Origin of the sequence: Vibrio syngnathi (genome assembly GCF_002119525.1) — a bacterium.
Lineage (GTDB): Bacteria > Pseudomonadota > Gammaproteobacteria > Enterobacterales > Vibrionaceae > Vibrio > Vibrio syngnathi.
This window is the reverse complement of the sequence record NZ_CP017917.1, coordinates 688,275-701,365: the sequence shown is the minus strand read 5'-3', so window position 1 is coordinate 701,365 and position 13,091 is coordinate 688,275. Positions and strand designations below refer to the sequence as shown.

The following is a 13,091-nucleotide window of genomic DNA, read 5'->3' as shown; positions in this document are numbered from 1 at the left end:
TAAAATGCGAGTCGCTTTCTTTAATAAAAATGAACTCATTAGCTATGCTTAACGTAGTTGTTATTGGCTTAGCGTAGTTATTATTGGCTGAACGTAGTTATTATTGGCTGAACGTAGCTATTGTTAACTTAAAGTAGTTGTCATTAACTTATGATCTTGTCTGAGTTTATCAAGGAAGGTGGAACATGCAGTACCAACAAATTATCAGATCATGCCTTGGCAGCGACACCTTTGACTCAGTATTGACACGTTGCTGCGCGGCGATAACTAACGCTGCCATAACTAAGTCAGCGATAATTAAGTCAACGATAAAAAACGCAATTTCCAAACCACTGAACGCTCTAATAACAAGCACGGTTATGTTTATGATTCTGTCAGTCAACCCGTTACACGCCTACCCAGCCTACTCTCATTCGAAAGCGCTGCCTCACCGCAGTGTCATTTATTTCGCACCAACAGAAGATTCGATCGTAAAAGAGTTTCTCAATGAAGTCTTGATTAACAATTGTCAATTGGACGAACGAGACGTTGTTATCATGGTCATCGCCGAAAGCGGCTACACCGTGCCTGCATGGTTAGTTGAAGAGTTTAATTTGGATGCAGTGACTAACAGTTATGGAATACCCAAAGGTTCACACACTGCCGTGTTGATTGGTAAAGACGGGAAAGAGAAACACAGGTGGAGTGGTAAAACCGATTGGCGTTTAATCACCAATATTATTGACGAAATGCCCATGCGCCAACAAGAAATGCAGCGACAGAGTAGCCGCTGCAGTATTTGATTCTTAGTCAGCTAAGCCTTTGGTTAACCATCAAGCATCAACGATCAACGATCAACCAAGCTAACAAGCTAAGCTTGATCATCAATCGATTATGCTTGCTTGTTAAACCAAGCCAGTTTTTCATGAAGCTGAGCAACACTTCCAACCACAATCAATGCCGGGCTTTTGGCAGCGCTAGCAAGGTCAGCTAGGTCACGCAACCCACCTCGAAACACTTTCTGATCTTGGCGAGTGCCGTTTTCGATAATCGCAACAGGCATGTCTTCTCGCATACCGTTATCGAGTAAATTCTTTTGAATATTCGGACTCTCTTTCAAGCCCATGTAAAACACGATCGTGTGATTGTGTTGAGCAAGAGAACGCCAGTCAATATCTTCGCCATCTTTCTTCAAGTGACCTGTAATAAACTGCACGCTTTGCGCGTGATCACGGTGCGTCAACGGAATGCCCGCATAAGCAGTTGCGCCTGCAGCTGCTGTGATGCCTGGAATCACTTCAAATCTCACGTCATTCTCGGCCAACGTTTCGCACTCTTCGCCACCACGGCCAAAGATAAACGAGTCACCACCTTTTAGACGCACAACGTGCTTGTTTTCTTGTGCTTTGATCACCAACAGTTGGTTGATCTGATCTTGTGGTACGCAATGATGATCAAGCTTTTTACCCACATACAGCATTTCTGCTTCTGGGTTAGCCATCGCCAAAATATCTTTTGATACCAAGCGGTCATAAACCAACACGTCTGCTTGTTGAATCACTCGTGCGGCTTTTAGTGTAAGTAGGTCTGGGTCGCCCGGACCTGCACCTACCAATGAAACAAATCCATTGCTTACTTCTTTAACATTCGATGACGATACTTCTGACATTCTGCGCTCCGAAGGTTTGCTTGTTTTATCTCAAGCTTCAATCTATGTGATAAGTCACTGTATTCATAATGACTTATCAAAATCCTTACCTCTTAGACTATCAGGTGTTGAAATAAATATTCAGTCTAAATACTAACGAAGATAGAAATAATTATAACAAAACAATCTATTGCGGATGCTTTGCTCAATAACAAACAACCCATCTATGATAACTAAGAGTTTGTGATAGCTAAGAGTTTGTCTGCCCGAGAATACACTGACAGCTTTCAAACTAAAAAAGCCCCAAACACGTTGTTGGGGCTTTCAATCTCATACTAACTTACGTTTACCGTATTACTTCGCGCCTAGAGAAGGAGCTGTTTTAGCATGAGTCAGGTATAGAGGAACACACGTTAACAGTAGGCCACCAACGATGTTACCTAAGATTGTTGGGATAAGGTTGAAGTTCAACCATGTCGCGATACCGAAGTCAGCGCCAAGAATCATACCCAGTGGGAATAGGAACATGTTTACCACTGTGTGCTCAAATACAAGTGCGAAGAAGATGAAGATTGGGAACCACATCATTGCGACACGGCCAGAGACTGTACGTGCTGTCATGTTACCAATCACACCTAGACAAACCATTAGGTTACAGAAGATGCCGCGCACGAAACATGTGATCCAGCCGTCCATGCCCATGTTTTCAAACCCTAGGCTACGACCTGTAGAAACAGCAATGAACTTTTGAGCAACAGCGTTTGGTTCTAAAGAGAAGTTACCTGTAAGTGAAATTGCGACTAACACTGCAACAATTAAAGAACCGATAAGGTTACCAAGACCAACAAGACCCCAACAACGTAGGATACGACCCCAAGTAATGCCTGGGCGGTTATCGAATTTCGCAAGCGGAGCAAGACCAAATACACCCGTTACTAGGTCGTAACCCATCACACTCAAAATGACGAAGCCCACAGGGAACACAAGTGCACCAACAATACCGATACCTGTTTGCACAATAGTAGTGATAGCCACAACAACAGCAAGAGAAAGGATGATACCAGCCATAGTGCTTCGAATCAGAAGATCACGAGTACCCGTTTTGGTTTTCGCTTCACCTACATCGATCATCGTTTGAACGAATTCTGCTGGTTTAAAATCAGTAGACATAAGATTGTCCTTAAAAAGTTAAAATTAAAAGTTGAAATCGGATAGGAAAAGGTTCTAGTTGCCGAATTAAGGCAATGTCGATAACTAGAACCCTTGATCTATCAGATCTTTTTAAGCAAACCGTTAAGCTGAAACTTCTACAGCACCTTTAGTAACGCGAGCTTTATACGCTTTTACACTGAAGCTCTCGTCTTCCATGCACACACCTGTTGCTAGGTTAAAGCGTTGCTTCTTAAGTGGGCTTGCCACCCAAAGCTCACCTTTGTGCTCAACCGTTAAACCGCGAGATAAAACGTTTGATTGAAAAAACGGGTCAGTGTTACTAATAGCGAACACTTCTTCGGCTTTAGTTGGGCGGAAAATAGCAACTTGCTCACCACCAACCAACGCACAAACACCGGTACCTGGAATAATGTCTTCGATCTTACAAACTTTGGTAAATGCCATGATGTCGTCTCCCAATTAAACCAGTTCAACGTGAAGGATGTCGCCCTTCGCTTCTGGGTGTTTTTCTGTGAATGTTGCTGGGCGGTGTTGTTCACGGCCATCGTCAACAAACACAACGTTTTCATCACGGTCATCAGCATTGATGAAGTGTGAGAAGCGCTTAAGTTGAGCTTCGTCGTTGATAGTGTCAGTCCACTCACAAGCAAAGTTACCCACAAGGCCAGCTACGTCCGCTTCAAGTTGGTCATTGATGCCAAGCTTGTTGTCTACAATCACTTCACGTAGGTAATCGACACCGCCTTCTAGGTTGTCCATCCATACCGAAGTACGTTGTAGTGGCGCAGCCGTGCGGATGTAGAACATCATGAAACGGTCGATGTATTTGATCAGCGTTTCTTGGTCTAGGTCGCTTGCCAGTAAGTCTGCGTGACGAGGTTTCATACCACCGTTACCACATACGTACATGTTCCAACCTGCGTCAGTCGCGATAATACCTAAATCTTTACCTTGAGCTTCAGCACACTCACGAGTACAGCCAGACACACCAAACTTCATCTTATGAGGAGTACGGATGCCTTTGTAACGGTTCTCGATCATCACACCTAGGCCAACTGAATCTTGAACGCCGTAACGACACCAAGTTGAACCGACACATGTCTTAGCCATACGTAGCGCCTTCGCGTACGCTTGACCTGTTTCGTAGCCCGCAGCAACTAACTTCTTCCAGATTGCTGGTAAGTCATCTTTTTGAGCACCGAATAGACCGATACGCTGTGCACCTGTGATCTTGGTGTACAGGTTGTATTCAGCCGCTACATCCGCCAGAACGCTTAGTGCTTGAGGCGTTACTTCACCACCTGCCATACGAGGGATAACAGAGTAAGTACCGTCTTTTTGGATGTTACCTAGGAAGTTATCGTTGGTATCATGCAGTTTCACTAGCTCAGGCTTAAGGATGTGCTCACCCCAGCAAGAAGCAAGAATAGAACCCGCTAGAGGCTTACATACTTCACAGCCGTAGCCTTTACCGTATTTCTCTAGTAACTCATCGAATGTTTTGATTTCTTCGATACGAATCAAGTGGAAAAGCTCTTGGCGAGAGTAAGCAAAGTGCTCACATACGTCGTTCTTCACTTCTACACCCGCTTTTGCAAGTTCAGCGTTTAGCACAGAAGTTACAAGTGGAATACAACCACCACAACCTGTACCTGCGCCAGTGACTGCTTTGATATCACCAATGGTATGGTGACCTTCAGCGACCGCTTGAGCGATCTTGCCTTTGGTTACGTCGAAACAAGAACAGATAACGGCAGTTTCCGGTAATGAGTCAGCGCCAAGTGTTGGCTTTTCAGCACCCGCGTGAGCAGGAAGAATCAATGCATCTGGATGCTCTGGCAGGTCGATTTCATTCAGCATTAACTGAAGAAGATCACCATAGTCAGACGTATCACCGACCATTACCGCGCCAAGCAGCTTCTTGTTGTCTTCAGAAACGATTAGTCGCTTGTAAATTTCTTGTTCTTCGTTTTGGTAAACGTAGCTCTTACAACCTGGAGTGCGGCCGTTAGCATCACCGATAGAACCTACTTTCACGCCAAGAAGCTTAAGCTTCGCAGACATGTCTGCACCTTCAAATGTGCTTTCGTTACCAACAACGTGGTCAACCGCAACGGTCGCCATTTTGTAACCAGGAGCCACTAGACCATAGAACGTTTGGTTCCAAGATGCACACTCACCGATAGCGTAGATATCTTTGTCTGTCGTTTGACAGTGATCGTTAATCTCGATACCACCGCGAGGCGCAATACCTAGGCCCATTTGACGAGCAAGTTTGTCTTGTGGGCGAATACCAGCAGAGAATACGATGAAATCAGTTTCTAGCTCTGTACCGTCTGCAAAACGCATTACGTTACGAGCTTCAGTGCCTTCAGGAGCAATTTCAAGCGTGTTCTTACTTGTATGAACGTTTACGCCCATACGTTCGATTTTTTGACGAAGTTGATTACCACCAGCAAGATCAAGCTGCTCTGCCATAAGCTTGGGAGCAAACTCTACAACGTGAGTCGTCACACCTAATGCTTTCAATGCACCAGCCGCTTCAAGACCAAGTAAACCACCACCGACTACAACACCAGATTTAGAATTCTTAGCAGTTGCTTCAATCGCTTTCAAATCTTCGATTGTGCGGTAAACAAAACAGTCTTTACCTTCGTGGCCTTTGATTGGCGGAACAAACGGGAAAGAACCAGTAGCAAGAACAAGTTTGTCGTATTGAATTTCGCGACCCGTGCTTGAGTAAACTGTTTTCTTTTCACGGTTAACGTTGATAGCACGTTCACCGATCAGCATGTTGATGCCGTGTTTCTCGTAGAAGCCTTCTTTTACTAAAGAAAGTTCATCTGCAGTGTGGTGTGAAAAGTAAGAAGAAAGGTGCACACGGTCATACGCAACACGTGGTTCTTCACAGAACACCGTGATGTCCATGTTTGCAACATCTGTCTTCTCGACTAAATCTTCGATATAGCGATGACCGACCATCCCGTTACCGATTACGACTAGCTTCATCTTGCTCATAAGAATTCCTGAAGGTTATATATTTCTTAACTGAGCGAATAATGAATTATGAAAGAAAATGAAAATATGATGTAAATCAATTACGAAAACAAACTACCCTAAAGGGGTAGAACAAAAGAGGTAGATATGCTTAATTATCGAGCAAAGCAAACGAATAACCACAGTTTAGATAGGGTCTAGCGGGGTTTTATATACACTTTAGTGCATTTAGCGGGATGTTGTAAAGTTTCACAATAGGTTACCAATAACGTAAGTAAATGACAATCATTTTCATTTGGGTTCTTATAAATATATATAGATGCCTATAAATACATGTAGAACACCGTTTGCGTGAAAAACTATGTGTAATTGTGAAAACCACTCCTACCTATTCGGAATGTAAACAAAGCTTTTCGCCCTTTTAATGCCGAGATCAACTCCGTTTATAGCTTTGGTCATCGGTTAGTTTGCTTGATCTAACACAAGAACCCTTTTGATTGATATGCGTGATGTAAAAATCAACTTCCAACCAAACTCTGAATAAATTAGCATCATTGAAAATAATTCTTATTTAAGAGAGTGAATACGATGCGCGTACTTTTACTAATCCTATCTATTATTGCAGCTCCTGCGTTTGCCGAAACAAAAGTCATCAAACAAGTGATGGACATGAATTCTGAAAACATCGACAAGATGTATCAATTCATTCCTGATTACGTAGAAATCGAACCTGGGGATAAGGTGCTTTTTAAAGGGACTGTTGGCTCTCATACTGCCCATAGCATTCAAGGGATGCTTCCTGATGGCGCAAAGCCTCTTATGATATCCGGTTCAAACGCTCAGGAAGTCACTTTTGATAAGCCAGGTGTGTACGGAATCAAATGTAAAGTGCACCACCGACACGGAATGGTGGCACTTGTGGTTGTCGGTGATCCCAGTGTTAACTTAGAGGAAGCTCGCAATGCGGCCAAAAAACGTGTAAGTCGCAGAGCTCAGAAAAAGATGCAAGGCTTGCTCGATCAAGCAGAGCAAAAAATTCAATAACCTTTGTCCCTGTCTTGAAGCATCAGCTCTCTGTTGATGTGTGATAGGAATGCCTGTCTGAAAACGGTTTTCGGGAGTCAGTAACAATAAACAGCGCCGAATTAGCGCTGTTTATTGTTATCTACTTAGACATGGTCAAATGTTCCGCACTAAACGTACAAACATATCAAACTAGCCACCCCGTTCTGAATGAAACTCCGACAACCACAAACAAAATTGAAATAATAGTCACAGGAACAATGTGCAGTGCCATATCAACCAAGTTGTCCTTCGATAGATTTGGAATCACACGAAAGCGTGCGTCTAGGGCTAGCAATACCGTCAGAGACAGCAACGTCAACTTAGCAGCAATGCCATGAGCCAATGGAATCGACATATCAAACCATAAGCTAACGTCCGGCAACATATGATAAGCGAGCATCAACCCGGTCACCACTTGAATCACCAAAGCAGGCATTCCCACTTTTTCGTACCCTTGCTCGAATTCCAATAACATTTCTGGAGAACGGTGTTTCAAGACTTTAGGAAGGATAACGACGCTGAGAATAATGTGCCCTCCCGTCCAAATGGTGGCAGCCAATACATGCAAAACCAATAATACGCCAAACATAAACTTCCCTTACACAATGTTACGTGGTGCAAAGGAGAACCCTTCAAACTCACGCTTATATTTTGATTCACCAATTTTCTTTATTTTGGCGACGCCCATTTTGTAGTTGTAGTTACCACTGATTTGGTCAACTACCCTTGTTGTTAAAGCATTCGCTGGGTTCTTCATGTCCATCATATTGCAATACAACACACCTTTTTTCGTGGCTGAGGTGACAATCGCAACGGCTTTAATCTCCGCGTAATCCAGTTGAATGTGACCATTTTTCATTAGGTTACTAAACTGAAAATCGTCCGACTCGACACCCAGAATCGTATCTTTAAAATTGGCCACCCGCTCCGAGTACACAAGCACTTCATCTCCGGCTTCTATGCCCCGCTTTTCCGCATCTTCTGGGTGAACTTCAATCCAGTTTTCAGGCCAGCGATGAGTGATGTAAGGCCTGCGCTCGGTATCATCAAACCCTGACTGCCAAATTTCGTTAATACGACCATTCGAAAACCATAACTCGTCCTTTTTTGGGGTAAGCCAACGATGAAAATCACTAAACAGATCCCAAGGATGTTTTTGAAGATTGACCTTCCCCGTCTGACTATTAAATTGAGTGAGCTGTTTGCGCATAATATTGGCGCCTTGAGGGCCATCTTGCAGCCCTTTATCGACCAGATCATCCCAACTCATTTCAGTGTCATGTAGGCGCTTAGTGCCAATCAGCTTTTTGGTATCATAGTTATAAAAAACAGGCCCTTGGATCCCTTCAGTACCAAATTCAGCGAGCTTTTGATGAAGCGTTTTACCTTCAGCATGTGCTGCGACTTTAATCATATTGAAATCTTTACGGCTACCACGGCTAAATCGTGATGACTCTTCAGCTACGTCATTTGAGTTTTGCCAATCAAACCCGTCGTACCCCATTCGCGAAGCCATTTGAGCAACAATCCACCAGTCCGGCTTAGCCTGACCCGGCGCATCAGCGAACTTTTGGTAAAGACGTAGACGACGCTCACCATTAGCGCGCATGAAATCCTCTTCCCCCCAAGTCGCGGCCGGAAAGATGATATCAGCGAATTGTTTACCAATAGGATCGCGTAAATAAATATCTTGATTGATGACAACCATTCCACCGGAATCTGCACGCTTTTTGAGTGTATCTATAATGTGCTGTTTATCACGTCGCGTAGCTTGGTGAGGATTACGTGTCGTTAAGTCAGTAAATTTCTCTTTCAACCCATAGCTGCTACACATAGCTTGAATCCATGTTGTACCAATGACATGGGCCATACGGGTATGCCCGGAATAGAGATATCTATCGGTGTCTATTGAGCGCCTGCGCCTACCTGCTACTTTTTCAGGTGACTTATTCCTTGGTAGTTTGCCACCGGCTAGTCCACCACGTTGATGCCCACCAAATCGACCAATCACACGCCCTTCTCGGCCACCAGTACCGATTATCGTTGCAAGAGAGGCAATGGCGTTGGTATTGCCGGTATTATTCGACCAATAAAAGCCCTTCTCGATACCAATTGAGGCTTTAACTCGTTGACCGTTGACTGGCATTGCCAACATCTCAGCGGCTTTGTGGATCTTCTCCACATCAATACCCGCGATCGATGCGGCATACTCAGGTGCGTACTCTTTCTGCTCCAAATTCCATTGCTTATAATCATCAAAGCCATTCGTTTGGAATTTGCCCCAAGTGGTTCTCCATTGCCATGGCGTATTACGAGTACCCTGACCAAAACCTGAGCTCGATTCCCATTTATTATTGACCCAGTTTTCAATCCACTCATTGTCTTGCCAGCCTTGCTCTAAGATCACCCGCGTAATTGCGCCAATCACAAGATTATCGCTGCCGGGATTAATATCGAGGTGTAATCCACCTTGAGCTTTAAGCCACGCTATTCCTGCGGTTTCACGAGGATTCAAAATCACGGTTTTCATCCCACGATGAACCGCAGGCATAATAAACTGTGTAAAGATGATGGTTTTGGTCTCATACGGATCCGTTCCGCAGATCATCAAAGTATCTGCCGCGCCCCAATCATCATAACTTGGGGCAAAATTATCAAAACCCGCATCTCGAAACCCTGGGGTTGCAGTCACATCTGACGGCGTATCATGAAACGAAAAATTCGCGGTATTGACATGACGCAATGCATACTTTGTTATCGCATAGGTGTTTTCAATATACTGATAGGAATAGGTTTTTACGCAGTAACTGTTTGAACCGTGCGTATCAATCACATGACGGCCGACTTGGGCTGCTATATCCAACGCAAAATCCCATTCTACAGGTTGTAACTGACCGTTAATTCGAACGAGTGGTTGCTTCAATCTATCTTTGGTTGGTGTTTCTGGGTTATAAAGCTTTCTTGCGAGCAGTCCACCACGAACCGAAGAATCACCGCCTTTATTGACGACCTGTATGTCTTTGTCTGCCACTACAACCACATGGTGTGGTTTGCCATTATGAGAAACAATATTATGTTGCTGTGGCGAAACCCAAGCTTGCAGAGCATGAGCCGGGAAATTGACACCAAACGCATTTTCACTTGCAGCTGGCCCACCTGAAGGGCTATTCACAGGCCAGCGATAAACCTTATAACCACACGCAACAATACAATAGTCACACGCTGTAGTGATGACTTCCGCGCTAGCAGGTGGCAGTAATGTGTTGGTCGGTTGCAGATACTGGCTGTTTACAGCCGGCTGTTCGTTTAAGGCAGATTTATCGTTTAAAGCCGATTTATCGGCTAAAGAAAGTTGAGTCATCTAACTTCCCTCCACATCAATCAGGTTTTCCACGCGACCAAAGATCAATCCCATGACGCCAACCGCATAGATATCGTCACCTTCGAGCTCGAGCAGTACTTGAGGTAAGCTTTCAAAGGCTTGACCAGACACCATAATGCCATGGCGACGCAAATCAAATGTAGACAGGTGGAATGGACACTGCCCGACAATGCGATGCTCTCCTTTTGCTTTATAAGCTCCAGTTAAAGGTCCACCTTGATGAGTACACGTCATCGAGTACGCCACAATATCGCGCTGTAACCCTATCCCACCGCCACATTCAATGTCGGATTTAACCAGCATCGCAATGGAGTTTTTCCCCTCATCTGGATATTGAAAGTGAACCGGAGTGTGGTTACTGAGTTGACTTAACTTTGCGATTTTCTTACGCGGGTAACCAACAATACGGCCTTCAACCTGAGTTTCAGAATCCATCCCTGCAAATAAGGTAAGAGGAACCATAGATACGGCAGTAGCCGCGCCGGAATAGAGTAAAAAATCACGTCGTGACATCATGCATTTGTTGTGTCGTTTACTCGAATTTCGCTCTGAGTTGGCGATCATTTTTCTGCTCCAGCAAGTTCTTCTTGGGTAAATAGCGTTTGGTATTCTGGAATGGTCGGCTCTTCAATAAAAATCCGTTCACCAGAAAATGCTTCAACAAAACTCAGTAAGTTCTTTTTATCTTGCTCGGTTAAACCTAGAGGTTGAATCAAAGTAGATTTGGTCTGAGGAAACCCAGTCGTTCGCCCGTCATCTGCGACACCACCTCGATCGTAGAAGTCGATCACCGCTTCTAAAGTAGGAATGGTGCCATTGTGCATATATGGTGCTGTGTACTTCGTATAACGTAAGCTCGGTGTGCGGAACTTACCTAACATCTCTTTGCGTTTGGCACGAAAGTAAGCACCGGGATCGGCCTTTGTAGTGCGGTACATCTCTTCGGTGACACCTTTAGAATAAAGCTCAAATCGGAACGTTATCTGTGCTAATCCATCATCATTCCACCAAGGGCTTGGCGGTACGCCAATGTTGTAGAATTTTTGGTCAGATACCAAAGCCCCGTTGTGACAAGCAATGCAATTCGCTTTACCTTCAAACAGTGCTTTGCCCTTCAGTTGGGACTCGGACAAAGCGGTTTTGTCACCGAGTAAATAGTTATCTATTGGTGTGTCACGTTGAATCATCGTACGTTCAAAGGCGGCTATAGCACGCCAAGCGTTATGTATTTTCGGTGTATCATCACCAAACACTTGCTTAAAACGTTCAACATACTCTGGCACTAATGCTAAACGAGCTTCCATGATGTCATCTTCACCATTCCCCGCGACCGCACCTTTCGCTGCATCTTTGGCTTGCGCTTCCAATGACATAGCGCTGCCCGCCCAGAATAATTTATCGTAGTAAGCTGCGTTAATGATCGTTTGGCTATTACGCCAATGCACCGTTCCCGGGTACCCCATAGAAAGGTCATCAGGAAAATCCCAGCCCTGAGATTGAATATGGCAACCAGCACAAGGGCTCGTCGTATCACCGCTGAGTCGACCGTCATAAAATAAGATTTTTCCCAACTCTATTTTTTCAGGCGTTTGTTTATTATCCGCAGGTACAGGTACCTCCCCTAGAGGCTCAAGCTGTAACTTTGCATAAACAACATTAGGAAGCCCCGTTATCCCAATTAGAATAAAGAGTGCCATCTTTAATACAGAGCGCTTAGTTACGAACATTTGACCAATCCTCCGTGTATTCGTAGTCGAAGTCATAATCCAACCATTCGTACTTTTCACCCGTGAGAACGTCTCCAGATAACGACTCCAAAAAGGCCACCAGTGCCTTTTTTTCATCGTCCGTTAAGGAAAGCGTGGTGAGTCGAGAGTCTTTATTTGAGTCCTCGCCACCGCCTTGATTATAAAACTCAACCACATCTTCAAGCGTGGCCAGCATGCCATTGTGCATATACGGCGCAGTTTGAGTCAGCTCTCGCAGCGTTGGCGTAACAAATTTACCGCGATCGCTACCATCCGCTTTATGAGTTTGAACATGCGCACCAACATCACGCTTTAACGTTAAGTAATCTTGCACACCCATAAACATGTTGTAGGCAAGAAAAGATTGATGCCGCATTGGGTCTAAAAATATCTCATGATTTTCTGGCACTCCGGTATTGTGTGCCTTCCCATCCGTAAATAGAGAGCCGCTATGGCATTGGCTGCACCCCGCTTTGCCTGTGAACAGCTTTTCTCCCTGGATGGCTAAGTCGCTAAGCTCACCCTTGTCAAAAGGGACGTTCTTCGAAGTCAGTGTTTTTAGATATTCAGGCAGGGCTTTGCGCACACCGCCATTTGAAGGTTCCCCTAGATTAGCCTCTTTAAACATCTCGACGTATATAGGGTCTTGTTTGAGGCGTTCTTGCATCAAACGCATGTCCATATTCATCAGCCAGTCTTCAGTGATATTTTCCCGCACCACATCGTTTAGGTTGGTGCCAATCCGACCATCGTGAAACCACACCTCTTTATAGGCTGTGTTAATAAGTGTGGGTGCATTACGAAACCCATCACTCCCTGTGTACGCCGGGCTTAACGGTTCAGGATAAGAGAAGCCATTCGCCGGAATGTGGCAACTGGAACACGAAATCGAGTCATCCCCGGACAAGCGCGTATCAAAAAACAGACGTTTACCGAGTTCAGCCTTCGCCGTATCTATATTTATAGGAGGCAAAGCGGCGTATAGAGTTGCAGAAAAAAGAGAACACACTCCTACCAAGCTTTTTAGTGCGATGCTCATCGGTATTCCTTCGGAGGTTACTATCATCTACCCCTATTATTAACACATGAAACATTAAAG

The 13,091-nt window shown here is 44.6% G+C and carries 11 protein-coding genes; 2 read left to right on the top strand and 9 right to left on the bottom strand.

What is annotated here, in order from left to right:
• The first annotated feature begins 185 nt into the window (after positions 1-185).
• The gene (locus K08M4_RS18045; protein WP_086050888.1) at positions 186-782 is read left to right on the top strand and encodes a DUF4174 domain-containing protein; all 597 of its coding nucleotides are present in this window, start codon (positions 186-188) and stop codon (positions 780-782) included.
• Positions 783-871: 89 nt separating this feature from the next.
• Here the strand turns inward: K08M4_RS18045 and cobA are convergent, their stop codons facing one another.
• From cobA to nirB, 4 genes are all read right to left on the bottom strand, one after another.
• Positions 872-1,648 carry a uroporphyrinogen-III C-methyltransferase gene (cobA, locus tag K08M4_RS18040; RefSeq protein ID WP_086050887.1) on the bottom strand — a complete coding sequence of 259 codons (777 nt, stop codon included), beginning with the start codon at positions 1,646-1,648 and terminating at the stop codon, positions 872-874.
• Positions 1,649-1,981: 333 nt separating this feature from the next.
• Positions 1,982-2,797 (bottom strand): formate/nitrite transporter family protein, encoded by an 816-nt coding sequence (locus tag K08M4_RS18035; protein ID WP_086050886.1) that lies wholly within the window; start codon positions 2,795-2,797, stop codon positions 1,982-1,984.
• 123 nt (positions 2,798-2,920) lie between these two features.
• On the bottom strand, positions 2,921-3,244 hold the full coding sequence (gene nirD, locus K08M4_RS18030) for a nitrite reductase small subunit NirD (protein WP_009845418.1): 324 nt from the start codon (positions 3,242-3,244) through the stop codon (positions 2,921-2,923).
• Between the two features lie 15 nt (positions 3,245-3,259).
• A complete protein-coding gene (gene nirB / locus K08M4_RS18025) occupies positions 3,260-5,818 on the bottom strand; it encodes a nitrite reductase large subunit NirB (protein ID WP_017098594.1) in 2,559 nt (852 codons plus the stop codon).
• Between the two features lie 567 nt (positions 5,819-6,385).
• Between nirB and K08M4_RS18020 the strand changes: the two genes are divergently transcribed.
• Positions 6,386-6,841 carry a plastocyanin/azurin family copper-binding protein gene (locus K08M4_RS18020; RefSeq protein WP_086050885.1) on the top strand — a complete coding sequence of 152 codons (456 nt, stop codon included), beginning with the start codon at positions 6,386-6,388 and terminating at the stop codon, positions 6,839-6,841.
• Between the two features lie 166 nt (positions 6,842-7,007).
• Here K08M4_RS18020 and K08M4_RS18015 read toward each other — a convergent pair whose 3' ends face one another.
• Genes K08M4_RS18015 through K08M4_RS17995 form a run of 5 tightly spaced genes read right to left on the bottom strand, consistent with a single transcriptional unit; the run spans position 7,008 to position 13,031 of the window.
• Complete coding sequence (locus K08M4_RS18015; protein ID WP_086050884.1) at positions 7,008-7,451, bottom strand: CopD family protein; 444 nt, start codon at positions 7,449-7,451, stop codon at positions 7,008-7,010.
• 9 nt (positions 7,452-7,460) lie between these two features.
• The gene (locus K08M4_RS18010; RefSeq protein ID WP_198299350.1) at positions 7,461-10,223 is read right to left on the bottom strand and encodes a molybdopterin-dependent oxidoreductase; all 2,763 of its coding nucleotides are present in this window, start codon (positions 10,221-10,223) and stop codon (positions 7,461-7,463) included.
• Positions 10,224-10,808 carry an arsenate reductase (azurin) small subunit gene (locus tag K08M4_RS18005; protein ID WP_086050883.1) on the bottom strand — a complete coding sequence of 195 codons (585 nt, stop codon included), beginning with the start codon at positions 10,806-10,808 and terminating at the stop codon, positions 10,224-10,226.
• A complete protein-coding gene (locus K08M4_RS18000; RefSeq protein ID WP_086050882.1) occupies positions 10,805-11,971 on the bottom strand; it encodes a cytochrome-c peroxidase in 1,167 nt (388 codons plus the stop codon). Before K08M4_RS18000 ends, K08M4_RS18005 begins: the two co-directional genes overlap by 4 nt.
• Positions 11,958-13,031, bottom strand: a complete 1,074-nt coding sequence (locus K08M4_RS17995; RefSeq protein WP_086050881.1) for a cytochrome-c peroxidase — start codon at positions 13,029-13,031, stop codon at positions 11,958-11,960. Before K08M4_RS17995 ends, K08M4_RS18000 begins: the two co-directional genes overlap by 14 nt.
• Positions 13,032-13,091 lie beyond the last annotated feature (60 nt).